The sequence below is a fragment of the Hallella colorans genome (genome assembly GCF_003096815.1).
In the GTDB taxonomy this organism is placed as follows: Bacteria; Bacteroidota; Bacteroidia; order Bacteroidales; family Bacteroidaceae; genus Prevotella; species Prevotella colorans.
The window spans coordinates 1-23,379 of record NZ_QENY01000029.1 but is presented as its reverse complement, the minus strand read 5'-3'; the positions used below and the strand labels follow the sequence as shown (position 1 = coordinate 23,379).

24 protein-coding genes and 2 pseudogenes are annotated in these 23,379 nt (G+C 41.3%); 9 read left to right on the top strand and 17 right to left on the bottom strand.

What is annotated here, in order from left to right; all coding sequences use genetic code 11:
• Positions 1–254 (bottom strand): hypothetical protein (locus C7379_RS12620; RefSeq protein ID WP_133241898.1); only part of this gene is annotated, 254 nt, incomplete at its 3' end.
• A gap of 381 nt (positions 255–635) precedes the next feature.
• On the opposite strand from C7379_RS12620, the pseudogene C7379_RS13160 reads away from it, so the two are divergent.
• The 8 genes and pseudogenes from C7379_RS13160 to C7379_RS11560 form a co-directional block, all read left to right on the top strand.
• A pseudogene (locus C7379_RS13160) lies at positions 636–872 on the top strand (helicase); the annotation flags it as partial.
• 291 nt (positions 873–1,163) lie between these two features.
• The gene (locus C7379_RS11590) at positions 1,164–3,356 is read left to right on the top strand and encodes an outer membrane beta-barrel protein (protein WP_025877536.1); all 2,193 of its coding nucleotides are present in this window, start codon (positions 1,164–1,166) and stop codon (positions 3,354–3,356) included.
• 29 nt (positions 3,357–3,385) lie between these two features.
• Complete coding sequence (locus tag C7379_RS11585) at positions 3,386–3,604, top strand: hypothetical protein (RefSeq protein ID WP_025877538.1); 219 nt, start codon at positions 3,386–3,388, stop codon at positions 3,602–3,604.
• Between the two features lie 78 nt (positions 3,605–3,682).
• Complete coding sequence (gene gwsG / locus C7379_RS11580) at positions 3,683–4,657, top strand: grasp-with-spasm system ATP-grasp peptide maturase (protein ID WP_025877539.1); 975 nt, start codon at positions 3,683–3,685, stop codon at positions 4,655–4,657.
• On the top strand, positions 4,621–4,863 hold the full coding sequence (locus C7379_RS11575) for a hypothetical protein (RefSeq protein WP_004362754.1): 243 nt from the start codon (positions 4,621–4,623) through the stop codon (positions 4,861–4,863). The genes gwsG and C7379_RS11575 overlap by 37 nt, the downstream gene beginning before the upstream one ends.
• Positions 4,847–5,818 (top strand): hypothetical protein, encoded by a 972-nt coding sequence (locus tag C7379_RS11570; protein ID WP_025877542.1) that lies wholly within the window; start codon positions 4,847–4,849, stop codon positions 5,816–5,818. The genes C7379_RS11575 and C7379_RS11570 overlap by 17 nt, the downstream gene beginning before the upstream one ends.
• Positions 5,819–5,824: 6 nt before the next feature.
• On the top strand, positions 5,825–8,050 hold the full coding sequence (locus C7379_RS11565; RefSeq protein ID WP_116617423.1) for a peptidase domain-containing ABC transporter: 2,226 nt from the start codon (positions 5,825–5,827) through the stop codon (positions 8,048–8,050).
• A gap of 1 nt (position 8,051) precedes the next feature.
• The gene (locus tag C7379_RS11560; protein ID WP_028901967.1) at positions 8,052–8,537 is read left to right on the top strand and encodes a hypothetical protein; all 486 of its coding nucleotides are present in this window, start codon (positions 8,052–8,054) and stop codon (positions 8,535–8,537) included.
• 16 nt (positions 8,538–8,553) lie between these two features.
• Here C7379_RS11560 and C7379_RS11555 read toward each other — a convergent pair whose 3' ends face one another.
• The 7 genes from C7379_RS11555 to C7379_RS11530 form a co-directional block, all read right to left on the bottom strand.
• Entirely contained in the window at positions 8,554–8,973 is a 420-nt protein-coding gene (locus C7379_RS11555) for a plasmid mobilization protein (RefSeq protein ID WP_116617421.1), read from the bottom strand.
• A gap of 359 nt (positions 8,974–9,332) precedes the next feature.
• Positions 9,333–9,644 (bottom strand): helix-turn-helix domain-containing protein, encoded by a 312-nt coding sequence (locus C7379_RS11550; RefSeq protein WP_116617420.1) that lies wholly within the window; start codon positions 9,642–9,644, stop codon positions 9,333–9,335.
• 3 nt (positions 9,645–9,647) lie between these two features.
• The gene (locus tag C7379_RS11545) at positions 9,648–9,917 is read right to left on the bottom strand and encodes a helix-turn-helix domain-containing protein (RefSeq protein ID WP_116617419.1); all 270 of its coding nucleotides are present in this window, start codon (positions 9,915–9,917) and stop codon (positions 9,648–9,650) included.
• Positions 9,918–10,401: 484 nt separating this feature from the next.
• Positions 10,402–10,653, bottom strand: coding sequence for a hypothetical protein (locus C7379_RS12780; protein ID WP_165815071.1), 252 nt, complete (start codon positions 10,651–10,653; stop codon positions 10,402–10,404).
• 41 nt (positions 10,654–10,694) lie between these two features.
• Positions 10,695–11,162, bottom strand: coding sequence for a DUF1896 domain-containing protein (locus C7379_RS11540; protein ID WP_116617422.1), 468 nt, complete (start codon positions 11,160–11,162; stop codon positions 10,695–10,697).
• 52 nt (positions 11,163–11,214) lie between these two features.
• Complete coding sequence (locus C7379_RS11535) at positions 11,215–12,483, bottom strand: site-specific integrase (protein WP_116617418.1); 1,269 nt, start codon at positions 12,481–12,483, stop codon at positions 11,215–11,217.
• 4 nt (positions 12,484–12,487) lie between these two features.
• A complete protein-coding gene (locus tag C7379_RS11530) occupies positions 12,488–13,708 on the bottom strand; it encodes a site-specific integrase (protein WP_116617417.1) in 1,221 nt (406 codons plus the stop codon).
• Positions 13,709–13,995: 287 nt separating this feature from the next.
• Between C7379_RS11530 and C7379_RS11525 the strand changes: the two are divergent.
• A pseudogene (locus C7379_RS11525) lies at positions 13,996–15,495 on the top strand (helicase-related protein); the annotation flags it as partial.
• A gap of 110 nt (positions 15,496–15,605) precedes the next feature.
• On the opposite strand, the gene C7379_RS11520 reads toward C7379_RS11525, so the two are convergent.
• The 9 genes from C7379_RS11520 to C7379_RS11480 form a co-directional block, all read right to left on the bottom strand.
• A complete protein-coding gene (locus C7379_RS11520) occupies positions 15,606–16,610 on the bottom strand; it encodes a nucleotidyl transferase AbiEii/AbiGii toxin family protein (protein WP_036864678.1) in 1,005 nt (334 codons plus the stop codon).
• Entirely contained in the window at positions 16,595–17,302 is a 708-nt protein-coding gene (locus tag C7379_RS11515; protein WP_021668849.1) for a type IV toxin-antitoxin system AbiEi family antitoxin domain-containing protein, read from the bottom strand. Before C7379_RS11515 ends, C7379_RS11520 begins: the two co-directional genes overlap by 16 nt.
• Before the next feature lie 90 nt (positions 17,303–17,392).
• Positions 17,393–17,701: a helix-turn-helix domain-containing protein gene (locus tag C7379_RS11510; RefSeq protein ID WP_008449194.1), complete on the bottom strand. Its 309-nt coding sequence runs from the start codon at positions 17,699–17,701 to the stop codon at positions 17,393–17,395.
• Entirely contained in the window at positions 17,689–19,752 is a 2,064-nt protein-coding gene (locus tag C7379_RS11505) for a bifunctional DNA primase/helicase (RefSeq protein ID WP_116617415.1), read from the bottom strand. Before C7379_RS11505 ends, C7379_RS11510 begins: the two co-directional genes overlap by 13 nt.
• A complete protein-coding gene (locus C7379_RS11500; protein WP_008450566.1) occupies positions 19,749–20,147 on the bottom strand; it encodes a hypothetical protein in 399 nt (132 codons plus the stop codon). Before C7379_RS11500 ends, C7379_RS11505 begins: the two co-directional genes overlap by 4 nt.
• A 51-nt stretch (positions 20,148–20,198) precedes the next feature.
• Positions 20,199–20,615 carry a hypothetical protein gene (locus C7379_RS11495; protein WP_004339693.1) on the bottom strand — a complete coding sequence of 139 codons (417 nt, stop codon included), beginning with the start codon at positions 20,613–20,615 and terminating at the stop codon, positions 20,199–20,201.
• A 663-nt stretch (positions 20,616–21,278) separates the two neighbouring features.
• Entirely contained in the window at positions 21,279–21,704 is a 426-nt protein-coding gene (locus C7379_RS11490) for a hypothetical protein (protein WP_004344869.1), read from the bottom strand.
• Positions 21,701–23,023, bottom strand: coding sequence for a site-specific integrase (locus C7379_RS11485; protein ID WP_207773429.1), 1,323 nt, complete (start codon positions 23,021–23,023; stop codon positions 21,701–21,703). The genes C7379_RS11490 and C7379_RS11485 overlap by 4 nt, the downstream gene beginning before the upstream one ends.
• Positions 23,024–23,088: 65 nt before the next feature.
• On the bottom strand, positions 23,089–23,379 hold a 291-nt coding region (locus C7379_RS11480; RefSeq protein WP_165815070.1), incomplete at its 5' end, for a tyrosine-type recombinase/integrase.

Sequence of the window (23,379 nt, the reverse complement as noted above, 5' to 3'; positions counted from 1 at the left end):
AAGTTAAACGTGCGCACATGCTGCTGGGACTGTATAAATTCCTTTCCATATCGACCGCTCTGTTTGTCCAAGATTCGTGAACGCACGGTATCCCCGGCATAGTCCTTCCAGAAGTAATTGCCAGTTAAATCCGTGTTCATGGGTACCGTCATGTGCCAGAGCTCCGCACCGTCAACGCCACCTGGCGACTGGGCTTCCACATATAGCGGGAAAGATAGCAGGAATAGACATAAGGATAGGTAATAGTTTCTCATAAGCTATTGTGTTTAGTGTCTTTATTTTAGACTATGAAATAGATCCTCAGGTAAGTCTTCAAAAAATCTTTCTTATATTATAGGAAAATATGACGCAAATATATAAAACCAAATTGTTTACAACAAATTTTTCAGCATCTTTTTTCTCTGATTTTCATAATTTTTCCAATTTCATACAGTGAAGTTTTCTATGAATTTCTTGAAATCCGCATACCTTCTTGTGAAAAATTTATATCTTTGCAAACAAGAATAAAGAGTTCTTTGAGGCATTGCAAAATAAAGAAGGAGAAAGAAACTCGCTCGTTTCCAAATCGTTCACCTTTTATTATTCTTATTTATGCTTTCCTTTTGTAATCAGCCGATTACATTCGCTTCTATTACTTTTATGCGGAGATTTGCGATTTTCGCACGGCAAAGGACATCGGTATCGACCGTCCCGAGAAAAACGAGATACTGCACAACATACCGCCCACGCCAGAGCAGGAAGTATTTATCGGCAAACTGATGGAGTTCGCCAAGACGGGCAATGCCACACTCTTGGGACGTGCACCACTGAGTGAGAGTGAGGAAAAGGCAAAGATGCTCATTGCAACTGACTACGCCCGCAAAAGATTTTAGAAATTTATATCTTTCAGATAATCAATGAAATGACAACAAATAAAGAAGAAAAGGGTTACGACTTGGAAACGAGCGGATTACTTTTCCTTTCTTTATTCTGCAATGCCTCAAAGAACACTTGATTTATTGCCGCAAATATAATGTTTTTTTAAGAAAGACTATTAACTTTAACGAGAAAAGATATGCCTAATAAAAAATAATGAGTGGTTTTCTTGCAAATACAATATATATTTCATATCTTTGAAAAAAATTTAACCTTTTGATTTTGGTGTTACAAATAAGTAGTTAAGTATGAAACATCTTAAATTTTTCATCGCTATACCAATAGCTTTTATTTCTCTGAATCTGTATTCACAAACAATGATAACAGGAAATGTTATTGATGAAGACGGTAAACCTTTTATAAATTATACATTGAAAGTGGTGGGGGCTTCAAAGTTGGACTCGTTGAAATTATACTCACCAAACGGGAATTTTTCTTTTGAGGGAAATGATTGTCCTTATCATTTTACTATCGCATATTTTGGAGAACAGGTTCTTGATACAATTGTTGGGTGTGACGATGTAAAATCTCATCTTACATTCCAAACTAAGCTGGAAAAAAAGTTGGAGGAAATAATCGTACTAGGCAAGAGACCTATCGTAAAAAGCAAACTTATGGAAGATCAAATACAAATAAAGGGTATTACGATTTTTGAAAATAACAATATGGTTGAAATATTGCAAAAAGTTCCTGGATTTATTCAGAATAGCAGTCAGTTAACTTATAAATCTCTTCCTGTGGTATCTGTAAGATTTGGCAGTCAAGGGATAAGCAGACAACTGACAGCAGATATGTTGCAAATGCTTGAGAGTTTGTTTGCTGAAAATGTTTCATCTATAATTTTTAAAAGATTACCGCAAGGTAATAGTTATGAACTTATTGTAAATTCTGTAATTATAAAAGGATTTGAAACTACAACTACCGCAGAATACTCAAGAGGAGAAGGTGATTATGGGACTATCAACACTCGTGGCGTGTTAAATACTGCAAAATTAGCAAATAGCCTTTATTTAAGGACAAATCCATATCGTTCTCCGACTTCTTCTACAAGGCAATATGTTTTTGATAATGGTGTTGTAAAAGACATTGAGGATGCTAAACAGAAAAAAACGAAAGACTTTTATGTTGATTACGCTAATAATTATAACCTTTCAAAAGAAGTAAATGCAGGAGTATTAATAAATTACCTTGTGTCTAACAACAAAGAAGTTCGAACTTCAAATGTGTTTGGTAATGTCTCTGATATGGATGCATCTCAATTTTATCGTTTTTTCACTACCGGAGTCTATTTTGATTTGAAGAAGAACAAGCATAAACTCCATTTAGAGATGGCATTTAACAACAAGAATGACCAATACAAATTGAGAAATACTAACAACACATTACTTCAGAGTATGAAGAGCTATAATATCACGCCTAACGCCTCTGTTGATTATACATACACATTCAGAAACCCTAAATTCAAGATTCGCTCATTCAGTTCTTACTCTTACATGTTTTTAACGGCTGAAGATGTATTTCATAACATCAAATTACAGGACTTTTGGGAACACACATTTAGGCAAGATATGTATTTGAATGGTTCTTTAGGAAAATTTGAGTTTAACGCAGGAATTACTTTTGATTACTCAACCAGTCATAAAACGCATTATTTTTATGTGGATCCTCATATTCTGCTTGGTTATGAAATAAAAGGTCATAAATTTAGTATAAGGTATGATCAAAATACATCAAGACCTCTTTCTGGGCAACTTGCTGGCATAACAAAACAAGAAAATGAAGGAATAGATATTACAGGCAATAGCGACCTTAAACCATATAGAAACAGTCAATTGAATTTATCATACCGAAGAGGGAATTTGGGGATTAATATTGGAGGATGTCGTCGTGCAAACTGGTGGATTCTTCTTCCTGCCTATCAAAACAATAAATTCCTTTATAAATATACAAGTCTTGGTATTTCACATATGTTTACTGCAAGTGTTTATTATTCACAATATTGGAAGTTTTTTTACCTCTCTCCCAATATCAGTTTAGAAACAGGGAATTTCAAGATATCAGAGAATAATTCTCAATATAATAATAAGTATCTTGCTGTTTCTTTACCTTTTGGCTTTAATTATCGTAAGCACAGGGTAAATATTACTTTTTCCTATTTTCCTATTTCACAATTCGAGAATACAAAAGAAGAACCAAGGTCGAATTTATCATTTAGATATACATTCTCAACATTAAATGATGCTTTCAGAATATCGTTATTTGCTAATGATATTTTCAAACAAAATCAGATGCAATCAAGAATATATGCTAATGGATTTAATGAATATAGAAAAAATAATACAGATACGAGAAGAGTTGGCATTCAACTTGTATATCATTTTTCTTCAAGAAATAAAGTAAAGAAATTCAGTTCTATTATACATAATGTAACAAGGAACTGAAAATTGTTTAACTAAATTTTAATGTAATTATGAAAAGTATTTTAGATTTGAAAGACTTCGAGTCTCTTAGTGCTAACGAACAAATTCACCTTGTTGGTGCATTTAGTCCTATTGAAGTGGCGGTATCATCTGATTCTGATGACACATCAGACCATGATGATACTTCGAATCACAATGACACGTCCAACCATCATGATCACAGCGAAAGCTATGATAGCATTTCTCAGCAAGAACTAAATGGTATTTAATGGTTGTTCGTAACCCTTAATTTTATCTGTACACGCTACTATTATGTAGCGTGTACAGATTGTTTTCCTTCCTCTTTTATGGTATTAATATTGACTTATAATTTTTACGAACAAGGAACTGACCCTGTAACAGAATGGTTGGAGTATTTTAAGCATCCTTACGTCAAAGTATGTTTAAAAGATTTTATTAACGAAACTAATACTTTATCAATTGATAGTACGACAAAGGAGGTGCTTTATAATTCTCTAAATCTTACAAAAGAAATTGGCTCTATCTTTTATAGGAGATTTAAGGTGAATTTTGATTTTCGTCTTTCATATAATTTGGGAGAAATAAATAGACGCCTTAATGCTGAAACAAATAGTGAACTAGCACATTTATCAGAATTGTTCTTTTATTTACTGAAAGACAAGAATTGGCTACCAAAGCCATCAGTTTTAGAAGTCAATAAGGAAATTGTTCTTTCTATTGCAAAGTCGTGCGGATTATATACTCCAAGAACTTTGATTTCAACATCGAAAGACGATTTATTAAAATTTTACGCAAAATTTCCTATAATCTATAAGCCATTAAACGGTTTTTCTTATTATACGATTGGAGAACAAACGTATTCTTCCTATGTAACAGAAATCAATCAAAAAGTGTTAACTTCTCTTCCCAATAGATTTTTTCCTAGTTTATTTCAAGAACGGATAAAATCGGAATATGAAATTCGAACATTTTATTTGGATGGTGAATTTTATTCTTCCGCAATTGTCCCCCAAAAGAAGGGTAGGAAGAGAACCGTAGATGTAAAACAAAATTATCAATCTTCTAGATGGGTACCTTATAATTTCCCAGATGAATTCAAGGAAAAAATCCGAAAATTAATGAATACTCTTAACCTTAACACAGGCTCTATAGATGTTTTAAAAGGAATAGATGGAAAATATTATTTTCTCGAAGTGAATCCTGTTGGACAATATTTGTCTCCTTCAATTTCTTGTGGTTATTGTGTTGAAAAAAATATTGCAGAATGGCTGATAAAAAAAGACATAACTTTGAACAATTAATATATAATAAGGATCTTAAAAAAGTTCCATTGGTTTTTAGATTTCTTGAAGTAAAGAAAACAGATGAAATTGGAGAACTTTATATGCATGTTAAATTTAGTTCTTCTATTCAACTTCAAACCAAGAGTTTAAACAATTATTTGGATTCTGTACCAATGTCAAACATATTAATAGAAGATTCCGATTGCAATGAAAGGGTTAAATAGTAAATTCTATAATAAGTATTTCTGTTTATTTGGAGATTGTTACCCAGTCTCTGATTCTAAAAGATGCGCTGTCTATTTACTAAATAGCAACAGAATAGAAATACTACCATTAGATGCATTTGAGCTACTTCATTTATTGAAAAATGATACCATAGGTTCAGTAGCTTCGAATTATCATAATTCGGAGGTTATATATAATTGGGTTGCATATTTTCTAAAAATAGGAATTGGCTTTTTAACATCTGACATCTCAGGTTTTTGTTACCCTAAAATCTTGCCCCAATTTTCACCTTCGCATATAAAACGATTACAGTTGGAGTATTCATCTACTTCAAATTATAATTTATCTGAAGTTGCTAAGGCAATAGAAGAATTACATTGTAAACATGCAGAGATAAGATTTTTGGGAAATGATATTACAAATGAATTTGTTTCATTTTTTTTGAATTTTTTTCGAGTGTCGTGTCTGAGGTCTATTATCCTATATATTGATGGAAAGCATTTTCGTGTTAAAGATGCTACACAAATTACTGAAACTAATAAAAAGGTAAATAAAATAATTATTTGTAATACTCGGGAATTATCTTTTGCGGATGATGTTCTAACAACTCAAGGAACACTTCAATATTTTTCACAGAAGAAATGGCCGATTGATAGATTAATCATTAATCGAGCTATGTTTGCTGAGGCTTTTCATTATAATACCTTTTATAATAATAAAATGGCAATAGACAAAATTGGATTCATCCGAAATGATTTGTATTTACCTGAAACATATGGAAAATTTGACAAATGTATTGATATTTGTCAAATTGTTCATAGTTCTAGTTTTCGCCGTTTTTGGAAAATATCTCCAGATCAAATAGAAGAACTTAAAGACAATGCTCTTAGATATGCAATATATCCTGCAAGAGAAATCATTATGTCTGAGGAAAAGTTTCACATTAAAATTTAATTTATGATGCGGAAAACCAAGTTCGTCAATATCAAGCAACGCGATGCTATGGATTGTGGTCCTTCATGCTTAGCAATAGTGGTCAACTATTATAGACGACAGGTTGATAGGGATGGATTACGGAAGATTTGTTCCTTAGGCAAAGACGGGGTCTCTCTTCTTGGTATCAGCAAAGCCGCTGAAACCATCGGCTTCAAAACTATTGGAGGACGTTTGAGTTTCAATACCCTCGCCCATGAAATTCCTCTACCTTGCGTCGTCCATTGGAATCAGAATCATTTTGTTGTTGTTTATAAGATAAAAAATCACAATAAAGGAAAATATACCATATATGTGGCAGATCCGGGCAAAGGACATGTTACCTATACCAAAGAGGAGTTTTGCGAACATTGGATAAGCACCAAGACCAATGGCGAGGAGAAAGGTATTGCTCTTCTCCTCGAACCAACAGAACAATTCTATGCTCAAAACGATACGGAAGCAGTGCCGACTCAAAGCCGAGTGAAATTTCTCTGGAGCTATCTCAAGAAATACAAGCGTTTCTTTACACAACTCATTCTCGGCTTGTTGCTCGGCTCACTCCTGCAACTTGTCTTTCCATTCCTCACCCAAGCTATTGTAGATACAGGTATCGGGGGAAAGGACATCGGGTTTGTGTGGTTGGTGCTGCTGGCAGAAATGATGCTCCTTTTCAGTCGTACCGCCATCGAGTTTATCCGCTCAAAGATACTCCTGCACATCTCCACACGCATCAACATCTCGCTCATATCGGATTTCTTCATCAAACTGATGAAACTGCCGATGAAGTTTTTCGACACCAAACTGATGGGCGACCTCCTGCAACGCATTGAAGACCATCGACGAGTGGAACAGTTCCTCACATCAAGCAGCCTGAATCTGCTGTTCTCGTTCTTCACCTTCCTTGTCTTTGGTGTCGTCCTTGCTGTCTATAATCTTGGCATTTTCCTTGTCTTCCTCTTGGGGACATCGCTTTATGCAGGTTGGATTATTCTCTTCCTCAAAAAGCGCAGGCAGTTGGACTACAAGTATTTTGAGCAGGCAGGACGCAACCGCAACGTCACCTACCAACTTTTAGGCGGTATGCAGGAAATCAAGCTGCAGGGGTGCGAGCAGCACAAGCGTTGGGAATGGGAGGACGTGCAAGCCGACCTGTTCAAGGTCAATCTGCAATCCCTCAATCTGCAACAAGTACAGCAGGCAGGAAGCATCACCATCAACGAGGTGAAGAACATCCTCATTACCGTTCTTGCCGCCACTGCCGTGATACACGGAAACATGACGCTCGGTATGATGCTGGCGGTGCAGTACATCATCGGACAGCTCAACAGTCCTGTGGAACAACTCATCCAGTTTATCTACTCATGGCAGGACGTAAGCATCAGCCTTGACCGCATGAACGAAATACATACCGAAACCAACGAAGAAAATGCTGATAGGACACAAAATGCCTATACGGACGAAACAGCCGAGGGACATTCCCTCACGATAAAAGACCTATCCTTTAAATACGACATCTACAGTCCGAAAGATATTCTCTCCGACATCAATCTCTACATACCCAACGGCAAAGTAACCGCAATCGTGGGAGCGAGCGGAAGTGGAAAGACCACGCTTGTAAAACTCCTTCTGGGATTTTATGAACCCCTGAATGGAAGCATTCGGATAGGCAATGCCAATCTGAGCGAATACAATCTCGGTTGGTGGCGGAGCCAATGCGGAGCGGTGATGCAGGAGGGCTATCTCTTCTCCGATACCATTGCGAGAAACATTGCCATTTCGGACGACGAACCCGATATCGAGCGTATCCGCCATGCTGCCCGTGTGGCAAACATAGCCGACTATATAGAAGCCCTGCCATTGGCTTACAACACGATGATAGGACAGGACGGGCAGGGCATCAGTCAGGGACAACGGCAACGCATCCTTATTGCAAGGGTAATCTATAAGAACCCGATGTTCGTATTTTTGGACGAAGCCACCAACGCCCTCGATGCCAACAACGAGCGAGCCATTACCGAAAACCTCTCGGATTTCTACAAAGGAAAAACGGTTATCGTGGTGGCACATCGCCTTTCCACTGTCCGCAATGCCGACCAGATAGTAGTGCTTGACGAAGGCAAAATCGCAGAAGTGGGTACACACGAAGAACTGACCGCCAAACGTGGCAAATACTTTGCCTTAGTGAAGAATCAATTAGAATTGGGCAACTGATATGGACAAACAAGCAAAGAAACAGGAACGGAGTTTTGAGCTTCGCAGCGAGAAAGTACGCAGCATCGTGGGACAGATACCCTCCTCGCTTGTCCGATACGGCATCACCGCCATTGGGGCTGTGTTGCTTTGTCTGTTAGCCATAGCCTATTTCCTGCCCTATAAGCAGGTGTATTCAGGAACGGCTACCATACACAGAGTAACAACCGCAACACCGGCGGACAGTACGGATATAACCATCTTATTGAAGTTCGAGAATAAGCGTCCTGAAGATACGAAGGGACAAATGATTTATCTACAATCTCCCTACAGAACATTTGCAGGACAGATACAAGACCTTTCTTCCGTCCGTGACACATTGGAGCGTCAGAAAGCCCTATGCCGTTTCAAGTCAGCCGACATAAAAACTGTGGAAAACCAAACGGTGGATTTCCAGATAACTCGAACATCGGGCAATCTGCTACAAAAAATGCTTGGGGACATATAATTCCATCGCACATTCCTTATCTCTCTCGATAGTCAATGGTTAAACTCACTGCTTTTTCTTGCAAGGCAGTGAGTTCTTGTGTCAAACCGATAAGCTCCCGCAACAATGCCTGTATGCTTTTCTCTGCCGTATAAAGGCGCATCAGTCGCACCACCTGATTGTAGTTCACTCCAATCTTATGTACTTGGGCTGTGAGTTCAGAGAGCTTGCGGTGGTACTCCACGGCGGACTTGTCCACCGTTATCACCTTGAAATGCTCACCCAAAAGCCTTGCACGCACAAACTCTGACTTGGATTTTGAACCAGACCTGTGATAGAGCTCTATCACCCGAAGTTGCTCTTTCGGGTCGGGCAGGCGGACGTGCCAATCGTCCCACTTGTCGGGCATATCACCATACTTTTTCGCTACCCTTTTCCTTGATTTATCGCTTGCCATATTCTCTTGTTTTTGTTCTTCTAATCACGACTTTGGAGTGATTTAATCCCCTTTCGGGGCAAGGGTCTTTGTGGTACAAACGGCAGTTTGTGTCACAAAAACACACCTTGCCAGTATAGAGAAAGAGATAGTTTGTTATGTTCCATAAAGTAACCTTTCTGGGGTGCTTTTGATAGACGAGAGTTCAAAGTTCAAGAAGTAAGTCAAGAGATAAGTTTAGACTAATTTCTTGACTTACTGACTTTATGAGCTGATATATTTTTGACTAAAGTTAATTTTGACTTAGGTCGAAACTAATTTCTTGACCAAAGTCATAACTGACCATTTGACTTAAGTCGCAACTGATTTCTTAACTTAACTCATAACTTACCTGTTTGCGGTATTGGATTATAATGCCTTTCAAGCATTGTTTGTATGTCGCTCTGTTTGTAAAGTATCTTCCCTCCGATTTTGTAGAAAGGAAGTATTCCTGCATTTCTGTACTCTTGGAGCGTACGTGTGCTGAGCCGTAATTGTCTGCAAACCTCCTCGCCAGTGAGGTAAACCTCTCCGCCTAACATCGGACGGGCGGTAGCGCAATAACGCTCCAATTTCTTCAATATTCCTTCCATCAGTTGTGAAAACGACTGCATCTGAGGGTCTTCCTGTGTTATGATTTCGTTCTCTGTCATATTTCATTCAGTTTTTGAGTTCAGTAAATCCGTGATGTCACTCTCCTTATAATAACACTTATGCCCAATCATTGAATAAGGAATTTTACCCGTATCTCTGTATGATTGTAGGGTACGCTTGCTGATGCCCAAACGCTTGCACACGGCTTCGTTGTCGAGCCATTCGTCCGTTTCGGGCGGATTGCCGATAAGCTGTTCAATACTGTGGATAAAGTCTGCAAATTCGGAGCGGTGTCGCTCCCACGCTTTGCGGTCGATGATAATGAGTTTCATTTCCTTGATTTTGTTTTGATTACTTTATTGTTACTCGGCAAACAAACTGTTATGCAGTCCGTTGCCGTATTTCTCGTGTGCAAAAGTAAGTGTTCAAGGGCATCGCTGCAAGGAACGAGGAAAAGCAGGGAAATGTCAGGAAAACAAGAGAAAAAGCAAAGGAAATCAGTCTGCATTATTGCGGTAATGAGATGAGGTGCCGGCTCTTTCCTTTTATCACATAGCAATTATTCTCTCGACAGTTCGATAGTTCGACAAATCGATATGTAGAACTATCGATAGATAGTTTTGTCGATAGATTATTTTGACGATATATAGTTTTGACAACAGATAGTTTTGACAACAGATAGTTTTGACAACAGATAGTCATAACAACAGATAGTCATAACAACAGATAGTCATAACAACAGATAGTCATAACAACAGATAGTCATGACAATAAATTGTACAAACAACAGATAGTCCGTATTATCGTCAGTCCTATCTATTGTTGGCTGTTACGCCTTGCGTCCAAAGAGCCTGAGTATGCCGTATTCTTGTCGTGCCTATACTCTCTACGGCAGCCCAGCCCTGCAAGGTTGGGAGAGATGAATACGACCGCACGAATATTGAAAATGGCAATACCACCTTGAAAAAGAAAAATCCTGCGGTGGAGATTCTTCTCTCCATCTGCAGGACTTGACCTTGTCAGGGCAGACAGGCTGCCGTTGTACCTTTGCACGATAAGAAACGGCATCAGGGACTTTGCGTGTGCCTTTGCTTACAACGCCTTTGGGCTTACCCCTCCGTCTGACCAATTATTGGCAAATGATTGCTCTTGGTAAGCAGCACTATCGTGCCTGTGAGTTCGGTGTAAAGACGGCCGTATTGCTCGTCAGAATCCAATGTGTCCGTCAAACCGAACTTGTCGAATGTGGCTTGAACAGCCTTATTCGACAACAATATGGTTGCGAGTCTCTCTGGGAGCGGTGCAGGAAGTTCCCTTTCAAACTCGTTTTCCAACACGGATACAAGCGTGTCGTACTTGGAAAAGTGCAAGCCTTGATACAAAACCTCGCTTGCCATACTTTCGGCTTCGGGGTGCGTGAAGCCTTGCGCCACGGCATCGCAGTAAACTGTGAGAGCCATATCTGTCCGTGCAGTGATAAACTCCGTATCTTGCAATCTTTCGGGGTGATGCTCACTCATATAACTTCTTAATTTCAATCGAAAGTAAGAAAGTTCCTGTTTGTTGTTCTTTTTCATAATCATTTGGTTTTCAATCGTGAATAATAAATGCTTGGTAATTACTTCCTTTTTATGCGTGTTGCAATGGCACGTTCTGCCGTGCTATCGACTCACAATAACCTTCAAATACAGTATGCTCCCTGTCTGTGAGTGCAGTCATATCCTCCTGTATCTTATGGTCGGTTATCTTTCCGTAGATTTGTGTCGTACCGATATTGCTGTGTCCGAGCATCTTGCTGAGCGTTTCCATCGAAATACCATTGGAAAGGCAAATCGTGGTTGAGAATGTGTGGCGAGCCTTGTGAAAGGTCAAGCCCTTATCTATCCGGCATATCTGCCCGATGTTCACACATGCAAAGGATGCTTTCCTTATTGTGAGATTGGGGAATATCAAGTCGTCCGCTTTCTTATCCTTGATATAGAGCGAAAGGATTTGCTTGGCAATGGGCAGGAGTGGAATGATGGCTTCCACGTCTGTTTTCTGCCTTTTGATGCGGATTTCTTCTGTGCCGTCTGAATTATGGATGATGTGTTTTGGTTTGAGCCGTTGCATGTCCACACGAGCCAAACCAGTGAAGGCACAGAAAAGAAAGAGTTGCCTTGCTCGCTCAAACTGCCTGTCAATAATGGGTGTTTGCAGTACCCTTTGCAGTTCCTCCGTAGTGAGATACCTGCGTGTGCGGTGTGGCAGTTCCGCCTTGTAATCTACAAAGGGGTCAATGCGGATGTATTTCTTCTGCTGACCGATGCCGATGAGTTTCCTAAGGAAGATGACCGCTACCTGAATAGTGGCAAGAGATAGGTTGCGCTCTGATTTAAGGTAGAAGTCCAATCCCTCAATAAAGGCATAGTCCAATTGTGCGTATCGAATATCTTCCTGGCCTAAGCGTTCACGCAGATAGGACTTAATGAGCTGCGCTGCATAGATGTAATTAGCAAAAGTCGGCTTGGCAATCGTCACTCCTACGCATGGGCGCTTTTCCTCAATAAATAGTCGTGCTTCCTCCAAAAGAAAACCTTTGGGCTTGTCTTCTTCCATGAGTTCACGTTTCAGCAACTCGACAGTGATATAGCCACGTTGCCAAACCAATTCTTGATACTTTGCTTTGGCTTGTTCCTCTTTGGTTTGCAAATAGCGGTTGATTTCCTTTGTCTCTTCATCTATCCCCTTACATCGCCCTTTACGACTATCCCAAAGGTCAGGATTGATTTCCTTTCTCGTGCTATATTGCACCTGCTTACCGTCTATGGTGATGCGCCCCATAATCGGGCATTTGCCGTTCTTCTTCTCTTTGGAACGGTTGATATAGAATAGTGTCTTGAATGTGCTTCGTGCCATAATATCAAAGTTTTAAAGTGAATGTATCTTGTATGCGTTGTTGCACTTTCTGCATGTCCCGATGGATTCTCTCGGAGGATACAGCTGCATATACCTGTGTTGTTCTCAGGTTGGTGTGTCCGAGCATACGGCTTACCGTTTCAATAGGTACACCTGCTGAGAGCGTGATAAGCGAAGCAAAGGTATGGCGAGCCATGTGAAAGGTTAGCGGAGTTTCCATGCCGATGTTTCGTTGTATGTAGTGCATACCATTGAGGATAATGTCGGTAGTTGGAACGTCAAAGACAAAGCCTGCACGCTTTCCTCTGTACCGCTCCATTATCGCCCAAGCAGGGGGAAGCACTTGTACACGATACGGGGTCTTGGTCTTCATGCGTCTGCCCTTGATGCAGAGTTCGCCCTCTTCCAAGACAATGTTTTCCTCCCGAAGATTACGGACATCGGAGATGGCAAGCCCTGAAAAGCAAGAAAAGACGAACAAATCACGGACAATACGATAGTTCTCCCATTCAATCTCCAAGTCGATGATGCGCTCAAGTTCTTCCTGCGTAATACTTCTCGGTTCGCCCTTTGGTCGCTCGTAACTGTAGCCCAAGAACGGATAGAAGTCCAGCACACCTTTCTTCACCGCCATGCGGACGATGGTCTGCAAGGTGGATAAGGCACTCGATATGCTACTGCGTTTCAGCTTTCGGTCAATGGTGAGATAATACTCGAAGCCCTCGATAAATGCTTTGTCCAGCTGTGAGAGTGGAATATCACTTACCTTGTGCTTCTTCCGCACATACTCACGGAGCAGGGAGAGTTGGTAGGTACGGAGTTTGAGCGTCTTTAAGGCTCGGTCGATGCCTATGCGCTCCTTTGTCTGTGCGAGATACTCCCCAAAACTCTCCAAGAGCAAGGCTTGGCGGTGGATTTGCCCCTGATAGGCATCCCTCACATCGGTGGCGGTAAAGGCTTCTTCTCTTTCATTGAGTTCGTGAAAGCGTGCGTGGATGAGTGCGGTGCATTCGCCGAGTTTCTGATTGACGGACACCGCCATTGCACTCTTTCCAATGAGCCTTTGCTTACGGCTGTCCCAAAGAGCGAGCGGAGTCTTACACTTGGTGGAGAAGCCCGAATGGGTTCTGCCAACGGAGATGCGCCCAATGACAGGCACAAGTCCTTTCTTGTCGGTTCGTTTCGCCTGAACGAAGAACGATACTTTGAGTTTGTTTTCTTTCATCTTTCTGTCGTTTTTTCTAAATTTCCTTTGCTTGCAAAGGTACAGATGAACAAGTATTCCTGAGCGATGCAGAAAAATGAAAGATGAGGAATAAAAACCAATGACACAGTTGTTTACCTTCAATTCGTAACCCCTTTTTGCCTTTTCTTCGATGGGTTACGATTTGGTAACGGAACTCCTGCCGTTTGATGCTTGTTTTCGCTTACCCTTAAAATAGTAAGAAAATGCTAAATAATGCTATTTCAAATAGTTACATTCCTTGCGTTTCCCCCTATTTCCCTTGATTCTTAATGACTGATTATGCCCGCAAAATGAGCTTAGATCTACGTATGATAGACGAAAACGGGTACTCAGACCATATCGACAATAAGGCAAGCCATTGTGCGAAATTACTCAATGACTACTATCAGAAGTATGATGCACAGAAAGGTACGCAGTTTGTATTCTCCGATTTGGGTACGTATAAGCCCGGTGGAGATTTCAATATCTACTCGGAAATCAAGCGTAAGCTGGTAGAAGACTATCATATCCCATCCTACGAGATACGCTTTATCCAAGAGTGTAAGAACGAGAAGGCAAAAAAAGCGATGGTAGATGCGATGAACCGTGGAGATATTCGTATTATTTTCGGCTCTACATCCATGTTGGGTACTGGTGTCAATGCCCAGCAGCGTGCAGTGGCGGTCCATCAACTTGACACGCCCTGGCGACCTTCTGATTTGGAGCAGCGCAACGGTCGAGCAATCCGTAAAGGCAATTTAGTCGCCAAGGAGTTTGCAGACAATAAGGTCGATGTGATTATCTATGCCGTGGAGCGGTCGTTGGACAGTTATAAGTTCAACCTACTACATAACAAGCAATTGTTTATCAATCAGCTGAAGACCAACACGCTCGGCAGTCGTACCATTGACGAGGGTTCGATGGACGAGGATAGCGGTATGAACTTTTCAGAGTATGTTGCCGTGCTATCTGGTAATACGGACTTGTTAGAGAAAGCCAAACTCGACAAGAAGATTGCCACGCTGGAATCAGAGCGTAAGAATTTCCTCCGTGAGCGTGATGCCGCAACGGGCAAGTTGGCGGAGATTGACAGCTCCGTGTCTTTCCATTCAGACAAGATCAAGGAAGCCAAGGCAGACTTGGCGTGCTTTGAGAAGCGTGTGGAGCGTGACAAAGAAGGTAATCCTATCAATAAACTTGTCATTAAAGGTGTGGAGGACAGTACGGACATCAAGGTCATTGCCGCACGCCTGCAAGAAATTAACGACAAGGCACGCACCAAGGGCGAGTACAACAAAATCGGAGAGATTTATGGCTTTTCCATCATGGTGAAAACGGAAAGTACCTCAAAGGATTTGTTTGACTGCTCCATGAATCGTTTCTTTGTCAAAGGGCAGGAGAGTATCTACTATACCTATAATAATGGTAAGTTGGCTACCGACCCGAAACTTGCGTGTGAGAACTTCTTGGGTGCGCTGGGGCGTATCCCCAAGGTGATAGAATCGCATGAGAAGGAGAAAGAAAAGGTTGCAGCCAATAAGGAAATCTATACTGCTATTGCTAATGGGACGTGGAAGAAAGAGGACGAACTTCGCTCGCTCAAAGGGCAGGTGGCAGAGTTGGATAGGAAGATTGCATTAACGCTTTCAGCGGACAAAGAAGATAAAGAAGAACAGGGAAATAGTCTGTCCGAAAATGAGACTTCTATATCAATAAAAATAGGCAATGAACAGACACAAGAAGCAGATAATCGCTCACAGAGTTTTCGTCCGAAATGGCGGCATTAAAACATCTAATTCCGAAATAATGTACCCCAAAAGTTTTGTTTCTAACTTTTGGGGTCTTTCTGTAAAACAAAAGAGATTTTCTTTATGAATATTCGTTCTTTCCTAAATGTTTAATTCTCTTGCCGTCCTAAATCAATATTTTCTATCGAGTGGAGAATCTTGGTGAAAGAGGATTTTATATTATCTGGTGATGGTATCTTACGGTATGCGATTTTAGATAAATTCTCAATATATTTCGGTGTCAGAGAACTCCATATATTTTCAAAGTCTTTTATCAAGGGAGATTGATTTAGGTTATCCAAAAGTTTCCAGCCTCTTGGCTCATCAAAGGCTTGCTGATCGTGTTTTATCAGTGTTGTCAAATCTGACACAAACGCATCGCTGGAAATATAGTTTTGTAATTGTTCTATGCTTAGGAGTGCATCCAAATCATAGAAGTGACGTACTTTGGATGTCAATGATGCCAATGGAGTGTCGCTCATTGAAAAACGAATAAGCGATACGACTTTCTCACATAAAGTTTGTCTGAGTGACAACACATTTAACTCAAAGGGTGTAAGATTATACAGTTCTATAAAGGAACTCATTCCCTTCTTTCTTAGAAATGTAGTTACAAATGGCTCAATTATTCGTATTTCATGGGGAAATGGATTGGCAAATGCACTGATTTCCACTATAATTCTTGCTGGTACAGGGTTGGATAATTCATCCAATCCTACTTGAGTATTATAGAGAAAAGCTTGTTTTCTATATTTTGATCCTTTGGAAATATCGCTGAAATCTAAATCCTCTTTCAAATTAGCTGTAACTTCTTTCATGAGGTGCGAAAGTAGCATTTTTACTTGATTACCACTCATGTGTTCGCTTATGACGGCAAAATCTACATCTTCGGAAAATCTGTTTATCAGTTGATAAGCCTTAGACAAGGACGTACCACCTTTGAATACTATCTGTTCGGTATAACTACTTTCAGAAAGAGCACGAAGTATGGACGATATGTAGTAATCCTTCTCTACCAGTTGGATAGGGATGGTGAGCTCCTCAGAAGCGGCATGAAGCAGGTCTCTGAAATTTTCTTTTTCCAAATGCAGTTGTTTGGCTATTGTATGTTCCATTGTTTTTTTGCGAGTGATGGTGAAAGTCCAATCCTAAATTGCGTTAGCGGACTAAGCGATTGATATAATTTATCTGTCAATGATTTGTCAGAAAGCATCGAACCCAGCAGGGCACGAGTTAAAGGAGAGTATTTCATCGAAAGTTCCACTATCCGCTCCTGTTCTTTTTTAGAATAGGCATTTATTAAATTCTTCAAACGAGAATAGGATTGGTCAACAGTCGTATCGGGTATCTTTTTTATCCATTTAAGGCAATCCAACAGGCGTAGCATATCAATAACCTCCTTGTTTATCTCATTCTTTTGTATTACAAACCGAACTGCATACATACCTCGTTTTCTATTTCGACGAGGGAAGTTTGTCCCAATTTCGAGGGTGGTAGATTGCTGTGTGGTAAGTCCCAATAAGTTGAAAGCGTAGAATCCTGTCAGATAACCTACAGGGCGGTTATCTTTGTATAATAAATCCCGAAATCTTTCTTCCATAGTAGGTCCGACTTCTCCGAAAGGTGTTATTTTAGGTTTATAGTAGAGACCCGGACTGAGCCGCTCTATTTCTCCTTTTTCCACAAGTCTTCGTAAAGTCATCACTGCTGCTTGATGCTCGGTGTGCAAAAGCCCTAAGTCTTCTAACTTAAAGACTTTTCCCATTTCGAATTCTGATATTTTCTTCTTAATACCCTTGCTTGTCATACAATTCAATCTTTGTGCAAAGATACACATTTTGTTATGTAAACGCAAGCATTTACATAACAAAATACATATTCATATCGTGAAAGATGATTACCATTCATCACGCTTGCGTAGCATTTCGTCTATCTCTTCACGAAGAAAAAGAAGTCTTCCGTTAGCTTTTAGGTATGGTATCTTATGGGCCCAAACCCAGTTGTAGATGGTTTTTTGCTCCACTTTGAGAATTTTCGATACGTCGATGATGTCAAGATACTCTGGTTTAAGAGGCGGATGGGTAGTTGTATCAACAGACTGCTCTTTCAGTACAAGCAGTTGATCGAGTTTATTCTCGACAGTTTTCAATCTGTCAAACAATCGCTTGCACCAATCCTTTTCTGAAGTATGTTCTATGTATGGCATAATTCTCCTTTTTGATAGTTACCACTTGTGTCTTGCGACAAGATACGCTGCTCCTTCATATAGGCAATGTACTTCTTTGCCGTTCGATCCTTAATTTCCATTTCTCGCATCAACACATCGCATAACTCTTGATATGATAACTTTAGTTTGGCACGGAATGCAGACTTTACGACAGCTAACAGCTCATCGGTCTTGCGTCTCTCTTTATCCTCCTTCGACTTTTCCCCACGATAAACGTGCATATCCTCTGTCTTGTCCCAGCCGAACAGCATCATCGGTACATCGAGTGGGCTTCCATCACGGACTTTCAGTGCCTTTACCACTGAGTATTCTGGATTGTCATCTTTCTCGATGGAGAGAATGCCCGCAGCCTTGCGTTGCAGTTCCGACCCGATGTGTCCCCTTAGTTTGATACCATTAGGTACAAAATGGAGTACACAAATGATACAAGTATTGTAAATGCCTGCCAAGCGGTAGAGTTCATCCACAATGGCTATACTCTCCGTTTCGTCGTTGGCGGAGCGTATCAAGTCTGCTATACCGTCAATGACCACAAGGTGTATTCCCCCGTGCTTGTGATGGAACAAGTCCATACTTTCACGAATAATCTTCAGTCTGTCCTTGCGTGATAGCGATGCCAGATAGAGGGAATGATAAAACTCTGGCACGGACTTGACACCAGCCCTGCGAAGTGTCTTCTCCAAGTTCTTATAGAGTTGTGCCTCCGATTGCTCTGTATCGTAGTGAAGTACAGCCAATCCTTTGGGGTTGGCAGTTACTTCCAATCCCAAGGTTTGCTCTGCCTTTAATCGTTCTCTCCCAAGAGTGCCGGCAAGGATGGCGGCAATGTAGTTGCTTTTGCCTGTTCCTTCTCCACCTGTGATACAAAACAGATTGTCCTGCGTTCCAAGCGGAACACCATTTACTGCCACCACCGACTTTGAAGCGTCTGGCGGATTATCGTAGTCTATCTCACAAGATTGCAATATCATCATCGTCTGTGCATACATATTGGTGAACATATCATTAAGAAGCACTTTCAAGTCCTTTGCTTCATTGCCCAAGGCAAAGAAGTCCGATATATCCTTCTCCGACTTACCCCCTTGCAATGGTAAGGTTAGACTCAATACCTTGTATTGAGCAAGTGCATCTGTCTGCCGTTTAGCTTCTCTAATGCCTGTCTCATCAGAGTCGTACAATATAATAATGTGGCGAAAGCGGAGCTGTAACCCTTCGATGATATTCTCTGGAATCTGTGCCGTCTCACTGTTGAAACAGATGGCATTGAAACCATGAGCCGAAAGTGAAAGCACGTCTTTCTCCCCACCTGTGATGAAAACAACATCCCCTTTGCTGGGCAGCTGCTGGAAGCCAAAAACATAGTCGTTCACTTTCTCACCCCCATAAAGAAAGCGCAGCTTACTCTTAGGGCGATAGACTTTTACAAACTTTCCCATACTGTATGCAAACATCGGATCTTCATGTGTTGAACCAAGTGTAAACGGCTTACCCTGATTGGAGACAGACTCATAGCGAGCAAGCGACTTTACATGAAAACGTTGCAGAGTCTTAGTATCAATACCATATTGCTCCCAATAGTCTAGTTCTTTGACATTGAAAGATTGCTCAATTAGCTTGTACCACTTTTTACCTTCCATCTTCTTGAGCTGGTTAGGTGGTTGTACTAAGGTTGGTTTGCAAGGCTTCATCATCATTGTGTGGGGATTACTATGTTCTTTCCTTTCAATGCAAATATTCAGCTGCAAGTCCCGATTTATGGTTTCAAGCACCTTAACAAAGTCTTTCCTCACGTCCAGTCCGAGCATTGTGGCTGCAAACCAAAAGCAGTCACCGGAGTAGGCATCGTTGCCAAAGTCTTTCATTCGGTAGCAGCTGGACTTGTTGTCGAGATAGATATTGCACGATGCACGCCTGTCGTCATACAAAGGATTTCGGAAATTGCGCTTTGGCACAAAGTCTATGGGCATATAGAAGCAGAACACATCCAGTCCTTTGTTAGTTCGGCTTAGTATTTCTTCTTTGATGTTCATAGCTCCTCAAATAAAGTTTGACCATCACCCATATATCCTTTAAGGACACCATCCTTGTAGGCGTTGAGCCGTTGTAGGGCTTCCACTCGTCTGAAACCCTTGAAGGAGGCACGTCCGCTCTTGACGGCGACGTAAAGTCCCTTGAACGGATAGGCAACGTGGTTGCATGATATATACCTGAACGGGATTGCGTTGGTGTCCCTCCATCGGGCAAGGGATGCCCGCGAAATGCCCAAGAGTCTGATGACGTCGGAGGAACTGAGTTCCATCTTATCCTCCAAAACGGAATAATCGCGTCTCATTTCCACGATAAAGCCGGCTATCCGCTCCATGTCGTTCCTTAGTGAGCGTAACTCTGCAATTACCGTCTTTTGTAAATTGTCTTCTTCTGTCATATGCCACTTCTCTTTTCAGTTTAGGATTGAATAGTTGCTCTCCGTGGATTATCATCCGTCTGGAAATTCAGAGTCCTTCCCCAATTGGTGCAATAACTGCATAAGATGCTGCTTAAATCTTCTACTGTCCAGCTTGCACAGCCGATTGAGAATGACGATGAGATCTTCCTGCTCCATTGTGGAGAAGCGAAGGCTTTTATGGGGCGTGGTTGCTATCATGGACTCAATCATACCCTTGGGGAGATGTATCAAGAGCACGTCCATGTCGAAGGCTGCCGCACATCTTGCATAAGTGTTGATACGAAGGTCGGTCTGCATCTTGCAGTGTTTCATAAAGTTGGAATATTCCATATTGGCATAGCCTGCCCTTAGCTTGCAGTTTTTGCTGGCGGAGAGCATGATTTCAAGCGTCGGAAGTACAACGTAGAATTTTGCGTTACTTCCGGAGTTTTGTTTCTTTGTATTCATATGTATCCGTCTTTTTGTTAGAAATAATGCTGCAAAGTTCTTAACAAATAGGGCTTTAGAAAGAATATTAAATTGCCAATATTGGCATTATATTGCCATTTTGCATTTTTAACATTATGCGTTATTTGTTGCCGTGTTGCCCAATACGTAGGCGAAAATCTTTAGCCTGCCATATCAATCAATCACACCTTTGGGACTGTCAGTGCATGGTGCAAGGTCTATCTATATATATAGACTTGCACCATGCACTGAAAATTGTAGCCAAAAGATTTCTAAAACATTTTCCCACAATAATTTGGAGGATGTTCTACTTTTTTGTACTTTTGAACCCAAGAAATGCAAGTGCGCATTTCGGGTAGCAGTATCTGCGTGTACTCTCAAAATACTCTGTTGTGGCTACAATATGGCTACAATTAAAAAGAATAAAAAAATAAAAGACTATGATACAAGGAGTTGCAGCGGAATGGTCATTTCCCTCTCTGACCGCATTCCACGGCTAAAAAACATATCCTTTCCGTTCATGGATTGGTAGTATGTAGTCATACCGTAGTTGCACATATAGTCATCTACCAACTACAACGTAATACCTTCTCTTTCACTGTGTTACCTTGTTTTGTAGTAATGTAGTAAGATAACAGTGAAAGAAAAAGGATTGGTACATATTCAGCTATTGACACCCCTGTCATATATGATGATAGGAATGACAGAACTCCTTGGATGCATCAACTCACTGCACACATGCTTTCTGAACAGGTGGGCTTCTACGCTGTCAAGCAAGAAGGAAAGGGCGATAATTGTAGGTAATGGGTAGAGCGGTGCGTAGCCCCTTACCTCCTTATCCGTGACTATTTTCCTTTCGTCTGCGTCCCTTTCTTCTGGATGCAGGACGGATTCTTCGGTTATCGTCCGAAGTCTGCCATTGACTTTTCTCCATGTAACTCCGAAGAACCTTGCAAGCTCGCCCTCGGTCATGGCTACTTCGCCTTTTCCCCTGCGGATAACCTGCATACCATTTCCCCACTCGAAGTAGCTGCGCCCCGTGTCCAGACGGATTGCAGCCTTGGTCTTTATTCCATCTTCCGTATTCATGCCGTTTCCTCCATGCTTTTGTTTCTGCCTGTGTTGGCAATAGCCATTGTACCTATGGTAATAGTTTCCTTTACCGTTACCTTATCATCCTCTTTGTTCTTTTCCTGATGTTTGGCAATGAGCCTGTCCATATCCTCCGAAATCTTGTTGTCCGTCACCTGCGCATAAACTTGAGTGCTTGATACGGAGGCATGCCCCATCATCTTGGCTATGCTCTCAATGGGAATACCTGCGCTTAGGCTCATCGTGCCGAATGTATGTCTTGCCATGTGGAAGGAAAGTCTTTGGCGGATACCGCAAGCCTTTCCCACGATGCTCAGCTTGGTATCCATGACACTACGGCTGCAATCACGGTGAAAGACAAGGCTGTTCCCTTTTTCTTTCACTGGCAGATATTCTTCACTTCTTTCCTGCTCTTTCTGGCAATGGCTGATAATGGCTTCCGCTATGGGATGTAACGGCACGATGAACTCAACCTTGGTCTTCTGACGTTCCTTTCTTATATACATCTGTCCATCCGCTGTCGTTTGGATATGCTTGTATTCCAAATTCTCCATATCTGAAATAGCCAAGCCTGTGAAGCAGGAAAAGACAAACATCAGTCTTGCCAGCTCCGCTTCTCTATCGTTCATCTTCATTGCCATAAGTTTCATCACATCGCTCTTTTGCAAAAAGCGTATCTTCTTTTCCTCTTTCTCATACTTGGCATTCTCAAACGGATTGCAACGGATAATCCTCTTGCTGACCGCACGGAACATTAGTCGGCTCAGCCAGCAGAGGTTGCTGTTGACGGTAGATGCTTTCAGTCCACGCTTTTTGAGAAAGAAGCGGTATTCCTCGAATAAGTCCTCTGTAATGGCTCCGATGAGTATGTCCTGCACTCCTTTGTTTTCTACAAATTCACGGAGATTTCTGTCAGAATAGAACAGGTTCAGATAAGTTCCCTCTGCCCTTGATCTGCCAACACTTTCCTTGACTGCTTGGAGTTCCGCCCTGCTCATGGCAAGGAGCGTGGTCGGATTGGTGGCAATACCTTGCAAGCGGTTCTTGATAAGTTCCACGCTTACTACTCCTTCCTTTACAAGCATGTCCCGATAGGTCTTTTCCACCAAATCCCTGAACTCTTTGATTCTTTGATTGGTCTTCCTGTTGGTTGTCAAACCCTGCTTGGTGTTCCACTCGGAGAATTTACACACTTCTCCTGTGGTAATGGCTGCGTTCTTTCCGTCGATGGTGATACGGCAGAGAATGGCGGTATTGCCGTCTGCCTTAGTCTTCTGTCTGTTGATATAGAACAGTATCTTGAATGTACTTCTCATAATGGTTTTGATTGAATTGTTCATGTTTTATTTAACGATAAAACAATGTTGAATGAAAGAAATGGTCAGATAGCCAACTGCATATCTTCAGTGAAAGAAAGGAAACGGTCAAATTCCTCAAAGAGTTTCTGCGGTGTTACCTTTGCATAACACTCGGTCATGCTCACGTTGGAATGCCCCAGCATCTTACTCACGGTCTCAATCGGTACACCCTGTTCAAGCGTGATGAGTGTGGCAAATGTGTGCCTTGCCGTATGTGTAGTAAAAGGAAACGAGATGCCTGCACGAAGCCGCAGGGCTTTCAAATAAGATTGGTAAGTGGCATATCCCATGAAAGGGAGCAATGTTTCCCTTTC

Bases quoted from the DNA above. Each gene is read 5' to 3' on its own strand.
- C7379_RS11590 (WP_025877536.1), top strand. From the start codon at position 1,164: ATGAAACATCTTAAATTTTTCATCGCTATACCAATAGCTTTTATTTCT.
- C7379_RS11585 (WP_025877538.1), top strand. From the start codon at position 3,386: ATGAAAAGTATTTTAGATTTGAAAGACTTCGAGTCTCTTAGTGCTAAC.
- gwsG (WP_025877539.1), top strand. From the start codon at position 3,683: ATGGTATTAATATTGACTTATAATTTTTACGAACAAGGAACTGACCCT.
- C7379_RS11575 (WP_004362754.1), top strand. From the start codon at position 4,621: ATGGCTGATAAAAAAAGACATAACTTTGAACAATTAATATATAATAAG.
- C7379_RS11570 (WP_025877542.1), top strand. From the start codon at position 4,847: ATGAAAGGGTTAAATAGTAAATTCTATAATAAGTATTTCTGTTTATTT.
- C7379_RS11565 (WP_116617423.1), top strand. From the start codon at position 5,825: ATGCGGAAAACCAAGTTCGTCAATATCAAGCAACGCGATGCTATGGAT.
- C7379_RS11560 (WP_028901967.1), top strand. From the start codon at position 8,052: ATGGACAAACAAGCAAAGAAACAGGAACGGAGTTTTGAGCTTCGCAGC.
- C7379_RS11555 (WP_116617421.1), bottom strand. From the start codon at position 8,973: ATGGCAAGCGATAAATCAAGGAAAAGGGTAGCGAAAAAGTATGGTGAT.
- C7379_RS11550 (WP_116617420.1), bottom strand. From the start codon at position 9,644: ATGACAGAGAACGAAATCATAACACAGGAAGACCCTCAGATGCAGTCG.
- C7379_RS11545 (WP_116617419.1), bottom strand. From the start codon at position 9,917: ATGAAACTCATTATCATCGACCGCAAAGCGTGGGAGCGACACCGCTCC.
- C7379_RS12780 (WP_165815071.1), bottom strand. From the start codon at position 10,653: ATGCCGTTTCTTATCGTGCAAAGGTACAACGGCAGCCTGTCTGCCCTG.
- C7379_RS11540 (WP_116617422.1), bottom strand. From the start codon at position 11,162: ATGAAAAAGAACAACAAACAGGAACTTTCTTACTTTCGATTGAAATTA.
- C7379_RS11535 (WP_116617418.1), bottom strand. From the start codon at position 12,483: ATGGCACGAAGCACATTCAAGACACTATTCTATATCAACCGTTCCAAA.
- C7379_RS11530 (WP_116617417.1), bottom strand. From the start codon at position 13,708: ATGAAAGAAAACAAACTCAAAGTATCGTTCTTCGTTCAGGCGAAACGA.
- C7379_RS11520 (WP_036864678.1), bottom strand. From the start codon at position 16,610: ATGGAACATACAATAGCCAAACAACTGCATTTGGAAAAAGAAAATTTC.
- C7379_RS11515 (WP_021668849.1), bottom strand. From the start codon at position 17,302: ATGACAAGCAAGGGTATTAAGAAGAAAATATCAGAATTCGAAATGGGA.
- C7379_RS11510 (WP_008449194.1), bottom strand. From the start codon at position 17,701: ATGCCATACATAGAACATACTTCAGAAAAGGATTGGTGCAAGCGATTG.
- C7379_RS11505 (WP_116617415.1), bottom strand. From the start codon at position 19,752: ATGAACATCAAAGAAGAAATACTAAGCCGAACTAACAAAGGACTGGAT.
- C7379_RS11500 (WP_008450566.1), bottom strand. From the start codon at position 20,147: ATGACAGAAGAAGACAATTTACAAAAGACGGTAATTGCAGAGTTACGC.
- C7379_RS11495 (WP_004339693.1), bottom strand. From the start codon at position 20,615: ATGAATACAAAGAAACAAAACTCCGGAAGTAACGCAAAATTCTACGTT.
- C7379_RS11490 (WP_004344869.1), bottom strand. From the start codon at position 21,704: ATGAATACGGAAGATGGAATAAAGACCAAGGCTGCAATCCGTCTGGAC.
- C7379_RS11485 (WP_207773429.1), bottom strand. From the start codon at position 23,023: ATGAGAAGTACATTCAAGATACTGTTCTATATCAACAGACAGAAGACT.